A 16,474-nucleotide genomic window follows, 5' to 3' on the forward strand; every position below is an offset into this window, starting at 1 on the left:
CGCGCCCTTTGCCCGCCCTACAGCTGCTGATGCCGGCCCGGATTCCTCAGTACTCGAACACGTCGCTGGAGAGCTTCGGCGTGTACTTCGGCAGCACCCGCGCGTGCGTCGCCTGTTCGAAGTCGTAGCCGTAGCCCAGCAGCTTCGGTTCGCTCCAGGCCGGCCCGAAGAAAGAGATCGTCACGGGCAGGCCGTCGCTGGTCATGCCGGCGGGCACGATCAGATCCGGAAAGCCGGTGAGATTGGCAATGCCGGTGGCGGAGCCGCCCGTGGGTGGGGGCGTACCCGGTGCGGGGCGCTCGATCGGTGTCGCCGGGCGCGGCGAGGTGGGATAGACCAGGGCGTCGAGCTGGTACTTCTTGAACAGGTCCAGCACGTTCTCGCGCACCAGGGCCAGGCCTTTGTCGCGTGCGGTGAGGAACAGCGGGTCGTTGACGTCCAGCGCGGTCTGGTCGAGCTGGCGCATGCCGTCGCGCTTCTCCGGGCTGCGGTAGCCGGTGGCGGGATCGGTGGCCTTGGCCACCAGCTCGGACAGGGTGCGCGGGAAGCCCGGCTTGAGGGTGGCGAGGTAGTCGGCGATCTGCGCCTTGAACTCGGAATTCATCATCGTCATCAGCAGCGGCTGCCGCGCCTGCAGCACGTCCTCCAGCTTTTCGTGCGGCTTGATACGGTCGGCAGCGGCGGCTTGCGTACCCGGGATCATTCCCCGATCTTCTCTCCGGCCAGCGCCGGTGTATTGACCGGCAGCCGATGCGCCTTGGTGGCCTGTTCGAACGAGTAGCCCAGCGCCAGCAGCTTCGGCTCGCTGAAGGCGGGGCCGAAGAAGGAAATGCCCACGGGCAGGCCGCCGGTGGTGAAGCCGGCGGGAACGATCAGGTCGGGGAAGCCGGTGAGGTTGGCGAAGTTGGTGGCGGATTCGCCGCCGGCCGCGCCCGGTGCCGGGTCGGCATCGATCTTCGCGGGACGCCGCGGCGAGGTGGGGTAGACGATGGCGTCGAGCTGGTTGGAGGAGAGGATGCCCTCGATCTCCTCGCGCACCAGCGGCAGGCCGTGATCGCGCACGGCGAGATACTGCTTGCTGTTCATGTCGGGGGCATCCGCCTCCTGCTTGAACAGGGCCCAGCGGCTGGGATTGGGGATGAAGCCGTCACGCGGCGAGGTGAGGGCCTGCGACTGCTCCATCAGTTCCTTGTGCGTGCGCGGGAAGCCGGGCTTGAGGGTGCCGAGGTAGTCGGTGATCTGCGCCACGAACTCCGGCCGGCGGATGACGTTGTAGAACTCGGTCTTCACGCCGAGCAGCCACTTCGGATACTTCACGTCGATCACCGTGGCGCCCTGCTTGCGCATCGCGGCGATCGAGGCATCGACGATCCAGTCGACTTCCTCGTCCTGTCCCATGAAGTCGCGCGCCACGCCGATGCGGGCGCCTTTCAGCGCATCGGCCTTCAGGTACCTGGTGTAGTCCTTCTGGAATTTGCCTTCGCTCTTCAGGGTGGCGGCGTCCTCGGGGTCGACGCCGGTCATCGCCCCGAGCGCAGCGGCGACATCGGCCACGTTCGCGGCCAGCGGGCCGCCGGTATCGAAACTGAGCGACAGCGGCACGATGCCGCTGCGGCTGAGCAGGCCATGGGTGGGTTTGAGGCCGACCACGCCGTTGGAAGTGGACGGGCCGCGGATCGAGCCGCCGGTATCGGTGCCCATGCCCAGCGTGGCGAACACCGCGGCAATGCCGGCGCCGGTGCCGCCCGAGGAGCCGGATGGCGTGCGCGTCAGGTCATGCGGGTTCAACGTCTGGCCGCCGAGCGAACTGTGCGCGCCGCCGGAGGCGAACTCCGACAGGTTGACCTTGGCCAGGATCACCGCGCCGGCGTCGCGCAGCTTCTTCACCAGGAAGGCATCCTTTGGCGGGATCGAGCCCTTCAGCAGGAAGGAGCCGGCCGTGGTCGGCAGGTCGGCGGTGTTGTAGTTGTCCTTGAGGATCACCGGGATGCCGTGCAGCGGCCCGCGCGCGCCCTTGGACTTGCGCTCGGCGTCGAGCGCGCGGGCGGTTTCCAGTGCGTGCGGGTTGAGGGTGATGACGGCGTTGATCTTCGGCCCCTGCTTGTCGTAGGCCTCGATGCGCTTGAGGTACAACTTGACCAGCTGCTCCGAAGTCAGGCTGCCGTCGGCCATCGCCTTCTGCAGCTCGGGGATGCTGGCCTGGGTCAGTTCGAACGAGGCGGCGTGTGCCGGCGCGGCCGTCGCCGCCAGTGCCAACATCAGCGCCGGCAACAGCCGCAGGAGGAGAGGGTTCAGCAAGCGCATGATGGATCTTCCGTGTAAATGGTGGCCGCCCGGCGGGTGCGGCTCAGTATTCGAAACGCTCGCCCGGCAGCGCCGGCGTGGTGGCAGGCGAGACGCGATGGTGCGTGGCCTGTTCGTAGGCATAGGCATAGCCGATCAGCTTGGGTTCGCTGTAGGCGGGTCCGAAGAAGGAAATCGTCACCGGCATATGGTCGGAGGTGACGCCGGCCGGGACGATCACGTCGGGGAACTGCGTGACGTTGGCGATGCTGCTCAGCGACGGCACCTGTGGGCGGTCGACGATGTTCGGCGTATTGGGGTCGATCATCGCGGGACGGGTCGGGCGTGTCGGGTACACCAGGGCATCGAGCTGCTTGTCGTCGATCAGCCCCAGCACCGCGCCCTGCACCGCGGCCATGCCGTGCAGCTTGGCCGAGGTATAGGTGAGCGAAGTGGTCGGCGTGGCCTCGCTCAGGGTCTTGAAGCGCTTGAACACGCTCGGATGCGGCAGGAAGCCGTTGCCCGGCTGGGTCAGCTTGATGCCGAGGTCGGCGATCTCGGCGATCGACCTGGGAAAGCCGGGGCGCAGGGTGGCGAGGTAGTCGCGGTAGTTGTCCTTCACCTCGGCGCGGATCGGCTCCATCACCGTGGTGCGGCTCTGCATCGCGGCGGCGGGCAGGTTGACCGGATCGATCAGGATCGCGCCCTGCTGCTTCAGCTCCTCCAGGCTGGCTTCGAACACGCGGTCGACTTCCGCATCGCTGCCCTTGAAGTCGCGGATCACGCCCAGGCGCACGCCCTTGAGCGCATCCTTCTTCAGGTACTGGGTGTAGTCCTTGTAGAACAGGCCGGCGCTGTTGCGCGTCAGCGGGTCCCTGGGATCGACGCCGGTGAGGAAGCCCAGTTCCAGCGCGGCGTCATAGACGGTGCGCGCCATCGGGCCGCCGGTGTCGAAGGTCAACACACAGGGCATGATGCCGGTGCGGGTGACCAGGCCGTTGGTCGGCTTGATGCCGACGATGCCGTTGGCGGAGGAGGGGCCGCGGATCGATCCGCCGGTGTCCGAGCCCAGGCCGAGCGGTGCATACCAGGCGGCGAGGCCGGCGCCGGTGCCGGCGGATGAGCCGTTGGGAATGCGGCGCGGGTCGTGGGGATTGTGCGTCTGGCCGCCGCGGGAACTGAAGCCGACGCCGCCATGCGCGAACTCGTCCATGTTCACCTTGGCGAGGATGATCGCGCCGGCATCGCGCAGTTGCTTGATGGTCGGCGCATCCGCGTAAGGCACCGAGTTGGCGAGCAGGAAGTCACCACCGCTGGTCGGCATGTCGGCGGTGTCGTAGTTGTCCTTGGCCAGGATCGGGATGCCCATCAAGGGCGAACGGCGGCCCTTGGCTTTGAACTCGGCGTCGAGCGCCCGCGCGGTCTCGATCGCCTTCGGGTTGATGGTGATCACCGCGTTGAGTCCGGGGCCCTGGTGGTCGTAGGCCGCGATGCGGGCGAGATACAGTTTCACCAGCTTTTCGTAGGTGAGCGCGCCGGCATCGACCGCCGCCTGGATCTCCGGCACGTCGGCGGTCTCCAGGTCGAAGGTGGCCGCGCGCGACGGCGCGGCGAAGCACAGGGCGATCGAGGCGACCAGGGGCAGCAGCTTGAGCTTGAGCGGTTTCATGGGGCCTTGGATGAGTTCAGGAGCCGGAAGCGCCGGCATTCAGGTCTGGAAGATTTCCGCGCAGTACCTCAGGGCTCGCCCGCGATCGGCCCGAACTCAGGCGGCGGGTGGCGGTGGTGCGTCGCCGTGGTATAGGCCGAGGCGACCTTCAGCAGCAGCGGTTCGTCGAAGGGCCGGCCGACGATGTCCATGCCCACCGGCAGCTGCGCCGGGATGGGGCCGGTGAGGCGGATGTGGTCGTCGCCTTCCAGGATCTCGACGCCCGGGCCGTTATCCGATTTCGGGTATTCCACCTTGGGCGCCGACGGATCGCGGATCATGTCGTACACCTCGGTGGTGTAGCCCGCCGGCACCGTGATGACCGGGAAGCCCTGCGCCCCGAGGAAGCTCCACACGCCGTCGCCGCCGCGGCGGCCGTTGACCGTCGGCCCCGCCGGCGCGCCGAGCTTGGTCGGCGGCAGGCTGGCGGTGGGATAGACCAGCACGTCGAGCTTCTGCTCGGCCATGCACTGCAGGATCACCTGCTGCACCGCGAAGCGCGTCAGCATGCGCTGCGACATGTCGAATTCCTGCGCCTTCTCCACGTTCTCCCGGCCCTTCTTGCGGTCCGGGAAATGCGGGTCGTTGTGGAAGTTGGACTTGGCGATGAGGTCGGCGTTGCTCTTGATGTTGGCGTCGCCGCGGTCGCGCAGGTACATGTTGAGCATGTAGCGCGCCTGTCCCAGGTCGGTGCCCTGGCCGAAGTCGCGCAGGGTGAAGCTGTCCGGCACCTTGGACTGGTCGTACTTCATGTCGAGCAGGCGGGTGAGGTTGTCGGACGCCGGTTTGCCGTCCTTGTCCACCGGGAACTGGTCGGGGAAGCGCTTGGTGAAGACCTTGTTGCTGTCTTGCGGACCGTACTTGTGGATGCAGGCGGTGAACAGGTCGCCCTCGGGGCCCGGATCGACGATGGTCGCGCCGAGCTTGCGCAGGTCGTTCACGCCCTGGCTGACGATGTCGATGGTCTGCTCGTCCTGCTTGGTGAACAGCTTCTTGTTCATGTACTCGCGCACCACGCCGACGCGCACGCCGTCCAGGCTCTTGCCGTGGGCGAAGCTTTCGTAGGATTCCTTCGGCATGCGCCCGATGGCGAACGCGGTCAACTCGTCTTTCGGGTCGTAGCCGGCGATCACATCCAGTATTCGCGCCGCATCCTCCACGTTGCGGCAGATCGGTCCGACACGGGTGTTGATGCCGATCTGGATCATGCCCTTGCGGCTGACCAGTTCCTCGGTACCGGCGATGCCCACCGCGCTCGAGGCGCTGGCCGGGCCGCGGACCGAGGAACCGGATTCCTCGGCGATGGCGCAGGTGACGAGATTGGCGCCGACCGAGGAACCGGAGCCCGCGCTGGAGCCGCGCGGATTGCGCTCGGTGTCGTAGGGATTGCAGAAGGTGCCGCCGAAGGAACTGCGCGTCACCGCCGAGGCGTATTCGCCCAGGTTGGCCTTGGCCAGGATGATCGCCCCGGCGGCGCGCAGGCGCACGACGAAGGTCGAATCTTCCGGCGGCCGGTCGTTGGCGTAGAAGGCATCGGCGCCGGCGGTGGTGCGCATGTCGAAGGTGTCGTACTGGTCCTTGATCGCCATCACCACACCCTGCAGCGGGCCGACCAGCTTGCCGGTCCTGGCGAACTCGCGGTCCTGGGCGGCGGCGACTTCCAGCGCGTCCGGCATGTTCGCGGCGTTGTCCACGGAGTCCGTCATGCTGCGCGCCTTGCGGTCGTCGAAGCCCATGGCCTTGCGCGTTGCGGGGCGCAGGTTGAGCGTGGACAGGGCATTGATCTGGCCGGCGTGCGGAATGGTCTCGATCGGGCCGAGGATGCCCTGCGGTTCCTTCACGCAGGTGCCGTTGTAGGCCTTGATGCGGGCCAGGTAGAGGCGCACCAGTTGTTCGGTGGTGATCTGCTTGCTCAGGATCGCGCCCTGGATGCTGCTGATGGTGGCCTCTTCCAGGTGGAATTTCGGCGCCGCCGCCACGGCCTGGGTCGGGGTGCCAAGGCTGGTGCCGATGACGAGGGCCATGGCGCACAGCAGCGTGCACAGTCGATACATCTTGAGCATGATTGGTTCCGGTCGGTGACTTGTCGTAGTACTTGTTCCAACCGCGGACGACGGGCAGGCTCTGCTGATCGCCAGCGCCTTGCCTGCTGTGTACGCGATAGTCCCACTAGCACAGACGGTTGGCCGGCAAGGCCCCCTACCTGAACCCGGCGTAAAGGCGTGGGGCCTGATCACCTGGAGGTCATCAAGCCGCCGCGTGGCGGCCTCGAATGCAGCGCAAGAATCCGGAAGTCAGGGAAAGTTCGAGTGCCTAGACTGGCGCCAACCTGAAATGCAGCGAACCGCTGCCGGAGACAAAGCCATGAAAGAGATCATTCGATACGCCTGGGGCGACAGTTCGCTGGGCGCCTTCCTGGTCGCCTCATCCGAACGCGGCCTGGTGTTCCTCGGCTTCGGCAAGCAGGACGGCGCGCTGCTCCGGGGCCTGGAGAGCCGCTTTGCGGAAGCGGATGTGGTCGAGGATGCCGCCGCACTGCGGGAGACGGTGCGGGCAGTTGCCGCGCTGGCCGATCACCCGGAACGAGAGGCGAACATGCCGGTGGACCTGCGCGGATCGGAATTCGAACGCCGCGTCTGGCAGGCCCTCCAGCAGATCCCGCCCGGCGAGACCGTCAGCTACGGTGAACTGGCCTCGAGAATCGGCGAGCCGGGGCGCGCCCGTGATGTCGGCGCCGCCTGCGGCGCAAACCCGGTCTCCCTGATCGTGCCCTGTCACCGGGTGGTGAAGAAGGACGGTTCCATCTCCGGTTACCGCTGGGGCGTGCGGCGCAAGCGCGAACTGATCGCGCGCGAATCCCGGGCGGAGTTTCACCTCAGTTGACGCGGGCTCACTCCGGCTCCGCCGCAAGGCGGAGCTGGCGATAGGCGAGGACCAGTTGGTCCAGCGTGAAGGCGCGGTTCAAGCCGCTCGGGTTCGGCAGCACCCAGACCGCCGCGTCCCCGAACGTCGCCTGCTGCGGCCCCCACGGAATGGTGCGGGAGCCGGATAGCGCCGAGTAGGCCATCTTGCCCAGGAAGGCGAGATGGCGCGGCGCATACCGCCTGATCTTGCGTTCCAGCGCCACCGAGGCATCCCTGAATTCATGCCTTGCCAGCTCGCTGGCGCTGGTAGTCGGCCGGTCGACCACGGTTGTCAGTCCGCAGCCGTAGTCCAGGATCTCACGATCGTTCTGGGGAAGGATGCGATGCGGCGTGAAGCCGGCCAGGTGGAGTGTGCGCCAGAAGCGGTTGCTCCCCGAAACGAAGTGATGACCCGCGGTCGCGGCCGTGCTGCCGGGGTTGATGCCGCAGAAGATCACCGACAGGTTTTTCCCCAGGATGTCGGGAAGCGGTTGCGGAAGATCCGGATGCATTTCAGGCGCGGCCCATGGTGGAAGGACATGCGGCCCGTAGCAACCGCTTGTCTCGATCCACATATTATTCGGATCAGTCCAGAAGTTCTCACGCCTGGACCGGATCCGCCGTGCGCTGTTGGAACCCGCGGCGGCTTCGTATCGCTCAAACCGCGAACAAGGGCGGCTGCCTGCTGTTGAAGCCTGTCGCATCCTGGTAGGCCTTGGCCAGGACCAGCAACTCGGGCTCGCCGAAGGGGCGCGCCATGAAGTTGATGCTGGTCGGCGTGCCGTTGGCGGCGAAGCCGTTGGGCAGGGCCAGCCCGGGATAGCAGGCGAGGTTGGCCATCTGCGAATGCTGCTGCGTCCGGTTCGGCGGCGGCTGCGGGGTGTTGGCGGGACCGCTGGGGCCATCGGCACCGCCGGATCGCGGGTTGCCGTTGGTATGCGGCGCCAGGTACACGTCCACGCCCGCGGTAGCCTCCGCCAGCTTCTGCATCATCATCGTGCGCAGGCGCTGCGATTGCAGGTATTCCACGGCCGGCACCACCCGCGAGACGCGGAAGCGCTCCGCCTTGTTCTTCGCGGTGAGCAGCTCGTCGCGCCCGGAGCGCAGCAGCCCGTCGAAGAAGACCGCCGCCTCGACGCTGATGGCCAGGATGTCGATGGGGAAATCCGGCACCTTGAGCGGGATCAGTTCCACGCCCATCGTGCGCAGTTGCGCCAGGGTGGCGGCGTCGTTGTGCCGCCATTCCGGATTGCGGTCGGCATCGTCGAAGGCATCGGCGAAATAGCCGACGCGCAGCTTGCGATAGTCGCGCCGCGCGTCCCAGTTGAAGGGGATTTCGGAAACGCTCAGGTCCAGGTCGTCCGGACGCGCGATCACGCTCATCACCAGGGCGCAGTCCTCGACGTGGCGGCAGATCGGGCCGAGACGGTCCTGGGTCCAGGCCAGCGCCATCACGCCGTGCCGGCTGACGCGGCCGAAGGTCGGGCGCAGGCCGGTGGCGCCGCAGCGTCCCGACGGGCTCAGGATGGAGCCGCCGGTTTCGGTGCCGATGGCGAAGGGCACCAGTCCGGCGGCGGTGGAGGAGGCCGGGCCGGCCGAGGAGCCGCTGGAGCCTTCGTCCAGGTTCCAGGGGTTGTTGGTGCGCCCGCCGAACCATTGATCGCCGCCGGCCAGCTCACCGGTGCTGAGCTTGGCCAGCAGCACCGCCCCGGCTTCGCGCAGCATGACGACGACGCTGGCGTCCTCGTCGATGTACTGGTCCTTGTAGGCGCCCGAGCCCCAGGTGGTCTTGTAGCCCTTTACCGCGATGATGTCCTTGGCGCCCCAGGGCATGCCGTGCATGGGGCCCTTGTAGTGGCCGGCGGCGATCTCGGCATCGGCCTGTGTCGCCTGCTTCAGGGCGAGGTCGTCGAGGAAGGTCACCACGCAGTTGATCTTGTCGTTGTACTTGTGCAGCCGGGCCAGGTACATGCGGGTCAGCTCGACCGAGCTGACCTGGCGCGTCCTGAGCAGTTGCGCCAGGTCGCTCAGCGGCCAGAACGCGACCTCTTCCAGGTTCTTCGGCCGCATCGGCGTCGGCCGCGTGCTGAAGTGGATGGCTTCACGCGTCTTGTTCACCTTCATGCCCGGCACGATGGGGCTGAAATAAAACGGCGGCGCCACGTCGTTCGGAATGTCGATGCCGTGCAGCGCGGTGTAGCGCGCCAGGTTCTGGTTCACCCCGGCGAGCATGGCCTGTTGCTCCGCATCGCCGATCTCCACTCCGGCGACCGCCAGGGCGTCCTTCAACGCCGGCGCCGTGACCTGTTTCCCAACCGGTGCCTGGGCGCGGAGCGCGGCGGGCAGCAGTGCGGAACCCAGCCCGAAGCTGGTGAGGCCGGCGATGAAGCGCCTGCGGGACTTGATGAAGTTGTTCACGGCTTGCTCCGCTGACCGATGAAGTTCCACACGCCGGTGCGGCCGTTGATCGGCGCGGGGTCGGTGAGTTCTTGCGCGTGCATGGTGTCGGACCTTCTTGGTCGTTCGCAGCAGAAGGAAATCTCCCGCCAGGCAGGCGCAGGGTCGTGCGGACCGGCTGCGCCTGCTTGATAGGATATGAAACGGATAGGAGCGCCGGCAGCCATCGGCTGCCGGCGTTCATCAGGGGCAGGCCGAGTTGTTCAGCAGTTCGGGCCGGGCGTTGGGCGGCAGCTTGGTCGACATGATCGCCTCGATGGAGCCGGGCCTGCATTCGGAAGCGACCTGCTCGCTGTAGGCGCTGATCAGGGCATGGATTCCCACGTGCTGCGGATCCTTGGTCGACATCAGGCCTTCGATGGAACCGGTGGGATAGGAGTGATAGTCCGAACGGGCATTCATGTGCTCGACGGAATAGTGCGAGCCGAAGTTCTGCTGATCCTTCACCGACATGATGCCCGCCGTGGAACCCGGCGCACTGGAACCGCCTTTCAGGAACACGCCGATATCGCCATCCGAGCGGGTGGTGGAGCTCGCCGCCGTGTTGTAGGCCAGGACGGTGTCCTGCGGATGCACGGGCTGGCTGCCGCATCCGCCCAGGCAGGCCAGCACGCCGGTGAAGGCGAGCGCCAGCATCCTGTTCCTGTGCATCGTCCGGATATTTCCTGGTAACTGTCTGCTGCTGGTCTTTGAAGTAGTCACGAAGCCTCCGTCCTGCGCTGTCGAAGAATGGCCGCGACCGTCGCCGATAGGGTGGGGCGACAGTCATCGGGAGCCGGTCAAAATCGAAGCCATCGGGCTCGCCTCCTTGCGGGGCGGCGCATCTGCTGTGCGCCTCCTGTGCCTGGCGTCGTCGCGCATCGATCAAATAACGGTGCTCTGCAGGAAGAGACGCCGGAACTGCCGAGGCCCCTACCTCCGTCCGGCCGGGGGCTAGCCCCTGTATGCCGCGTCGCGTCCGGTGTGATGGCGCGTTGGTCTAGTAATGCCTGCTTTCCGAAGGCGGGTCGCCGGCGTCGGCTTCCATTTCGGATTCGACCGACGAGACCTTGGCGCCCTCGCGCAGCTGGTAGGTTCCGCTGGTGATGACCCGATCGCCGGGTTCCACTCCCGCGCTGATCGCCTGCCGGTCGCCTTCCAGGGGGCCGAGCGATACCGGTTGCAGCGTGACCGTTTCTCCGGCCTTGATCAGGTAGACATAGGCGCCGTGCGTATCGCGCCGCACGGCGGAGGCGGGCACCACCACCACGTTGTGCAGGGATTCGACTTGCAGATGGGCATTGACCATCTGGTTCGGGAAAAGCCCGAAGTCCTTGTTGTCGAACAGGGCGCGCAGCTTGACCGTGCCGGTATCGGCATCGACCTGGCTATCGATCGTCTGCAGCCTGCCGGCGGCCAGGCGCGTAGCGCCGCTGCGGTCGAAGGCGACGACTTGCAAGGGCGCTTTGGCACGCATGCGCCGCACGATGTCCTGCACCTGGTCCCCGGGCACGGTGAAGATCACCGAGATCGGGTCGATCTGCGTCACGGTCGCCAGGCCCTTGTCGTCGCCGACCTGGACGTAGTTGCCGGGATCGACCTGGCGCAGTCCGACGCGTCCGGCAAGCGGCGAGGTGATGCGGCTGGAGGCGAGGTCGAACTTCGCGGTATCTACAGCGGCCTGGTCGGCGGCGACGGCACCCTGGTACTGGCGCACCCTCGCCTGCTGCGCGACACTCTGCTGCTGTGGGTCGTAGTCCTGTTCCGCCGGCGATGCGCGGTGCGGCAATCCGAGCTGCGCCTGTTCCAGCAAAGCCTGGTCGCGGGCCAGTCGTCCCTGCGCCTGCTTCAGCGCGGCCTGATAGGGGCGCGGATCGATCTGCGCCAGAAAGTCGTTCTGGCGCACCAACTGTCCTTCCTCGACGGCAAGCTGCGTCAATTCTCCATTGACCCGGGCCTTGATCATGACGGAGGCCAGGGGGGTGACGGTGCCCGGCGCATCGATCGACAGGTCGACATCGCCGCGCGCGGCCACCACCGAGTCCACGATCACGGTGCCGGGTTCACCGGCGCTTTGTGACGATTGAGCCGGCATGCGGATCATCCAGGGCACCGCCGCGATTGCCAGCACGATCGAAGTCAGCCAGAAGGCGGCGCTTCCCCGTGACGGCCAGGCCCGCTCGTCGACACGCGAAAGAGAACCCTGCGTATCCGCGCTACCCACGCCCATGTGCCCTCGCTGATGAAGTTGCCGCACGGACTGTGCGAACCAACCGTCCCTGAAAAATCAGACGGACGCCGCGCGCCGTCCCCTACCTGCGCGAAGATGGGGGACGGAACGGCCGGGTGGGGCTTAGGCGTATCGGGGCGCGTGCGGCAGGAACTGCGAGGCCAGCCGGGACAACAGGGCGGTATCGGGATCGGCGGCGGCCCGGTGGCCGCCGCCGACGGTGTGCATGAATTCGGCGACGTGCGCCGGGTTGGAGATCGCCGTCTTGACCGCCTGCAGCGCGGCCTCGATCTGCGCCAGCGTATCGGCCGTGCCGATCAGCCCGCGGCGCACCTCCGCGCTCTGCGGCAGGTAGTGGCTGCAGCTCCACAGCACATAGTCCAGGATGGTGGGGACGAACGTCGCCACCGACAGGTGGAAGCTCGGTTCGTCCAGCGGGGTGGCCTGGTGCCACCAGCCGCGCGGAATGTAGAGCAGGTCCCCGGGCTCCAGCACGCAATCCAGCACCGGTGCGGGTGGGCAGCGGCTCTGTGCCTGGTCGCTGCCCTGGGTGCTCAGCGGGTAGGCGAAGGTGGGTTCGTACACGCGCCAGCGCTTGCGGCCGATGAGCTGGACGGCGAAGACGTCATGCACATCCCAGTGTTGTCCGAAGGTGCCCTTGCCGCCGAAGGTGATATAGCCGTTCCCCGTCGTCGGGAAGCCGGTGTAGCGCTCCACGTCCCGGCACAGCGCCTGCGCCGCGGTGGAGAAGCCTTCCAGCCGATTGAGCACCAGGGTCGCGCCGCCCGCCATGAAACGGCTGAAGCGATCCAGCACCAGTCTGCGCCGGCGCACGCCCAGCTCCATCACTTCCTCGGTATAGGCAAGCGGGGGAACCGGGCCGTCGGCATACAGCTTGAACAGCGGGTCCTTCGGCTCGACCTGGTTGAGCAGCGTATCGAGATCCCGCCATTCGAACGGCGGCACGCGCACCGCGCGCTTGCGCAGGTGACAGTTCTTCTCCAGCAGCGTGTCGTGGAATTCCTGCGGCAGGATCCCGAAGTCGATCATCGGCGCGCCCTCTGCGACCGCTCCCGACCGTGCCGGAAGGGCGGATGATCCAATACGCTTGCACCGCTTTTACGGCACCTCAAAAGACGGCCGGACTCTTCTCCGCCATGGAGAAGAGCCGACCGAACCCTCGTTCCCATCACCTGGGTCGATGCGGTTCCGACGATCAGCTGCGGCATCCCATATCCACGGCGAAATGCGCTACCGGACTTGGCGTGGCCGCTCCCGCGTGCGCCTTGGCGCGGCGTGGGAGCGGACCGCTGGAATAAGAATCCCTTGCTTCCGCCGCACCGGTGCAGTGGAAGCAAGGTAGAGTCGTGCGTCTGCAGGCCAGGGGGGAATGGACAAGTTCGTTCAGACTGCACGACACCTCTCCGCGACCCGCAAGGGTGGCGCGGATGAGAGTACGGTGGCAAGGGCTTCCACCGCAGTGACGCTCGATGCCGTATCCATGTAGCGGCCGGGATACGCTGAAACACAACCGGGCCGCGGTCCGATGCAGGGGGCGGCTGGGCGTGGCCGGATGTAATTGCCATATGCGTACAGACGCGATCTGGATAGCCCCCCCTACGTCAGCGGCCGGCGCGTGCCGCGTCTTTACAAAATTTCACACTTGGTGCGTGTCGAACAGATCGGCGGCTTCCGGCAGCACACGCGACAGGGCGGAGCGTTTGGGCAAGGCGATGAAGCGCGGTTGACGCAGGTTCGTGGGCCCGGCTGGCTCCCGCGCCTGGGTACGTTGTGGCGCGAGCCGCTCGAGCTTCAGCCCCAGGTCCAGGTACAGCGGCAGCCACGCATCGCCGATCCGGTAGAACACGGGTTGCGTCAGATTGCGATCGCACAGTTCGCGGAAACTCCATAGCAGATCCTCGAAGCGTTCCTGCTTGCCGACCGGATCGCCCAGCGCGATGACGCAGCGTCCGGACTGCCGGTACATGATGAAGGCGTCACCCGTGCCGGCGAAAAACAGCTGCATATTGCCCAGCGCCGCCTGGCGCACGAGCGGGTCGCTGCTGCCTGCCGCGATGCTGCACGCGCGCTGCACGGTGGCGGCATCGGGCATCACCGGCCGTGGCCGGTGCGGGCTGAGCGAGCGCCACAGCGCGATCGAGGCTGCCAGCAAGGCAAACGGAATTGCCGCGCGCAGGAATCGCGGCGCATCGTGGTCCAGCGCAAAGCGCCACCAGGCTTCCTGCGCGTACTGCATGTCGCCGCGGGCGACCGCGATGAAGCCGGCGACCGTGGCGGCGATGACCGCCACCCCGGCCAGCGATACGCGCTGGCCGAGCAGCACCGAGCGGCGGAAGTAGTGTCGCCGTACGGCCCACAGCAGGGCCGCAATGCCGGCGCACACGGCTATCGGATCGAACGCCAGATCCTGCGCCAGCAATACGAGTGAACCGCACAGCAATGCCGTCGCCACCCACCAGGCCCCATCCAGTCGCAGGTAGAGGCCGCGCGCCAGGATCAGCAGGCCGATGCCGGCAGCGCTGCCGCACAAGCCGTTCAGGTGTTGCGTTGCAGCGTCGTGGGGGATGCTCGCTTCGGACAGGCGCCGCCCATGCTCACGGCCGAGCGTGGACAAAATCAGGAAGACGCCGCTCAACAGCGCGGCCGCGGTCAGGAGGTGCGGCGCGATGTTCCGGATCGAGGCGGCGGCCAGGCCGGCGAAGCGCCGCATGAGGTCGCGGACCTGCTCCGGCATATCCCGGAGACGGGGCGACGCGGAATCAATGATTTTCCGCGCCGCCACGCTCACGGGCATGACCGCCTGGCCATCAATCCTGCAATGCAGTTCTAGGGCTCGCCCGCGACCGGGCCGAAGTCCGGCGGTGCCACACGGTGCCGCGTCGCCGCTTCATAGGCCGCGGCGATGTGCAGCAGCTTGGGTTCATCGAACGGGCGGCCGAGGAAGTCGATGCCCACCGGCAGCTTCGCCGCCACCGGGCCGACCAGGCGGGTCGGCTCGCGCGCGCCTTCCGCGTAGAACTCGCTGCTGCCTTCCGCCGGCGGCGGTGGCGGCGGCGCGCCGGGATCGCGCACGCGATCATAGACCTCGGTGGTGAAGCCGGCCGGCACGGTGATGACCGGGAAACCCTGCTGGCCGAGGAAGCTCCACACCACGCCGCGGCCGTTGACCTGCGGTTCGACCGGCGCACCCAGCTTGGACGGCGGCAGGTTGCTGGTCGGGTAGACCACGGCATCCACGTTCTGCTCCTGCATGCATTGCAGCAGGATCTGCTGCACCGCGAAGCGCATCTGCATGCGCCCGGCGGTATCCAGCTCCATCGACTTCTCCGCGGTCTCGCGGGTCTTCTTGCGGTCGGGGAAGTGCGGGTCGTTGTAGAAATTCGCCTTGGCGATCAGGTCCGCGTTGGTCTTGATGTTGGCGTCGCCGCGCTGGCGCAGGTACAGGTCCATCATGTACTTGCCTTCACCCTCGGCGCGCGACTGGAAGTAGGTGCGGATGGTGACGCTGTCGGGGAACTTGGAGGAATCCGAGGCCATGTCGAGCAGGGTCAGGACCTGGTCGGTAGCCGGCTTGCCCTGCGCGTCCACCGGGAACAGCTTGGGGAACTGTTTCGCCAGGGCGGCATTGCGCAGTCCTGGCGTGAAGCGCGTGACGCAGCTCTGGAACAGCGCGCCCTCGGGACCTGGGTCGACGATGGTGGCGCCGAGCTTGTGCAGATCCTCGATCGCATGGTCGACGATGTCGATGCTCTGCTCGTCGGCCACGCTGAACAGCTTCTTGTTCATGTATTCGCGCAGCACGCCGATGCGCACGCCGTCCAGGCGCCCGCCGTTGGCGAAGCTCGCATAGGCCTTGGCCGGCGTACGGCCGACGCTGAACACGGTCAACTCGTCCTTTGGATCGTAGCCGGCGATGACGTCGAGGATGCGCGCGGCATCCTGTACCGTGCGGCAGATCGGGCCGACGCGGGTGTTGATGCCGGCGCCCATCATGCCGCGGCGGCTGACCAGCTCTTGCGTCGCCGCAATGCCGACTTCGTTGTCGGCCTCGGCCGGGCCGCGGATCGAGGAGCTGGTCTCCTCGGCGATGGCGCAGGTGACGAGATTGGCCGCCACCGAAGTGCCGGAGCCGGAGCTGGACGCGTTGGGCGTGCGCTCGGTGTCGTAGGGATTGCAGAAGGTGCCACCGAAGGCGCTGCGGGCGCCGCCGGAGGCGTACTCGGCGAGGTTGGACTTGGCCAGGATGATGGCGCCCGCGGCGCGCAGGCGCCGTACGAATTCGGCGTCCTGCGGCGGACGGTCGTTGGCCCAGAAGGCGTCGGCGCCGTCGGTGGTGCGCAGGTCGAAGGTGTCGTACTGGTCCTTCACCGCCATGATCACGCCCTGCAGCGGGCCGACCAGCTTGCCGGTGCGGGCGAACTCGCGGTCCTGCCGCGCCGCGGTTTCCAGCGCATCGGGCATGTCCGGATTGCTGTCGGCGGCGTCGGTCATGCTGCGCGCCTTGCGCTCGTCGAAGCCCAGGGCCTGGCGTGTCGCGGGGCGCAGGTTCAGCGTGGACAGGGCGTTGAGCTGCCCGGCGTGGGGAATGGTCTCGATGGGGCCGAGCAGGCCCTGCGGCTGCTTCACGCAGGTGCCGTTGTAGGCTTTGATGCGGGCCAGGTAGAGCCTGACCAGTTGTTCGGTGGTGAGTTGCTTGCTGGTGATGGCGTACTGGATCTGGCTGATGGTGGCCTCTTCCAGGTGGAACCTGGCGGGTTTGGCCGCCGCTTCAGCGCCGCCGCCGAGGCCGCAGCCCAGAACCAGGGTGAAGGCGGCCATGGAGCCGCAGATCCAGCTGCGGAACCTTGGCAGGCTGCGCGGACCGTTGAACGGAATGTTGGGCACGACGAACTC

The 16,474-nt window shown here is 67.1% G+C and carries 12 protein-coding genes; 1 reads left to right on the top strand and 11 read right to left on the bottom strand.

Going from position 1 to position 16,474, the window contains the following annotated elements; genetic code table 11:
* Nucleotides 1-46 precede the first annotated feature (46 nt).
* The 4 genes from BP26_RS0108840 to BP26_RS0108855 form a co-directional block, all read right to left on the bottom strand.
* Nucleotides 47-703 carry an amidase family protein gene (locus tag BP26_RS0108840; protein ID WP_029920215.1) on the bottom strand — a complete coding sequence of 219 codons (657 nt, stop codon included), beginning with the start codon at nucleotides 701-703 and terminating at the stop codon, nucleotides 47-49.
* Nucleotides 700-2,304, bottom strand: coding sequence for an amidase family protein (locus BP26_RS0108845; RefSeq protein ID WP_211254872.1), 1,605 nt, complete (start codon nucleotides 2,302-2,304; stop codon nucleotides 700-702). Before BP26_RS0108845 ends, BP26_RS0108840 begins: the two co-directional genes overlap by 4 nt.
* A 43-nt stretch (nucleotides 2,305-2,347) precedes the next feature.
* Nucleotides 2,348-3,952 carry an amidase family protein gene (locus BP26_RS0108850; RefSeq protein ID WP_036516390.1) on the bottom strand — a complete coding sequence of 535 codons (1,605 nt, stop codon included), beginning with the start codon at nucleotides 3,950-3,952 and terminating at the stop codon, nucleotides 2,348-2,350.
* Nucleotides 3,953-4,020: 68 nt separating this feature from the next.
* On the bottom strand, nucleotides 4,021-6,054 hold the full coding sequence (locus BP26_RS0108855) for an amidase family protein (RefSeq protein WP_211254873.1): 2,034 nt from the start codon (nucleotides 6,052-6,054) through the stop codon (nucleotides 4,021-4,023).
* A 301-nt stretch (nucleotides 6,055-6,355) separates the two neighbouring features.
* Between BP26_RS0108855 and BP26_RS0108860 the strand changes: the two genes are divergently transcribed.
* On the top strand, nucleotides 6,356-6,874 hold the full coding sequence (locus BP26_RS0108860; protein ID WP_036516392.1) for a methylated-DNA--[protein]-cysteine S-methyltransferase: 519 nt from the start codon (nucleotides 6,356-6,358) through the stop codon (nucleotides 6,872-6,874).
* Nucleotides 6,875-6,881: 7 nt separating this feature from the next.
* Here BP26_RS0108860 and mug read toward each other — a convergent pair whose 3' ends face one another.
* From mug to BP26_RS0108900, 7 genes are all read right to left on the bottom strand, one after another.
* Entirely contained in the window at nucleotides 6,882-7,406 is a 525-nt protein-coding gene (mug, locus tag BP26_RS0108865) for a G/U mismatch-specific DNA glycosylase (RefSeq protein ID WP_029920220.1), read from the bottom strand.
* A gap of 145 nt (nucleotides 7,407-7,551) precedes the next feature.
* On the bottom strand, nucleotides 7,552-9,312 hold the full coding sequence (locus tag BP26_RS0108870) for an amidase (RefSeq protein WP_084182933.1): 1,761 nt from the start codon (nucleotides 9,310-9,312) through the stop codon (nucleotides 7,552-7,554).
* A gap of 222 nt (nucleotides 9,313-9,534) precedes the next feature.
* Nucleotides 9,535-10,002 carry a hypothetical protein gene (locus BP26_RS0108880; protein WP_157572433.1) on the bottom strand — a complete coding sequence of 156 codons (468 nt, stop codon included), beginning with the start codon at nucleotides 10,000-10,002 and terminating at the stop codon, nucleotides 9,535-9,537.
* 328 nt (nucleotides 10,003-10,330) lie between these two features.
* Nucleotides 10,331-11,560: an efflux RND transporter periplasmic adaptor subunit gene (locus BP26_RS0108885; protein WP_051748697.1), complete on the bottom strand. Its 1,230-nt coding sequence runs from the start codon at nucleotides 11,558-11,560 to the stop codon at nucleotides 10,331-10,333.
* A gap of 123 nt (nucleotides 11,561-11,683) precedes the next feature.
* Nucleotides 11,684-12,610 carry a JmjC domain-containing protein gene (locus tag BP26_RS26535; RefSeq protein ID WP_051748700.1) on the bottom strand — a complete coding sequence of 309 codons (927 nt, stop codon included), beginning with the start codon at nucleotides 12,608-12,610 and terminating at the stop codon, nucleotides 11,684-11,686.
* A gap of 607 nt (nucleotides 12,611-13,217) precedes the next feature.
* A complete protein-coding gene (locus BP26_RS26540) occupies nucleotides 13,218-14,369 on the bottom strand; it encodes a phosphatidylglycerol lysyltransferase domain-containing protein (RefSeq protein WP_169740667.1) in 1,152 nt (383 codons plus the stop codon).
* A gap of 38 nt (nucleotides 14,370-14,407) precedes the next feature.
* A complete protein-coding gene (locus BP26_RS0108900) occupies nucleotides 14,408-16,465 on the bottom strand; it encodes an amidase (RefSeq protein WP_245611760.1) in 2,058 nt (685 codons plus the stop codon).
* Nucleotides 16,466-16,474: the final 9 nt, after the last annotated feature.

It is taken from the genome of Nevskia soli DSM 19509 (assembly GCF_000711955.1).
In the GTDB taxonomy this organism is placed as follows: domain Bacteria; phylum Pseudomonadota; class Gammaproteobacteria; order Nevskiales; family Nevskiaceae; genus Nevskia; species Nevskia soli.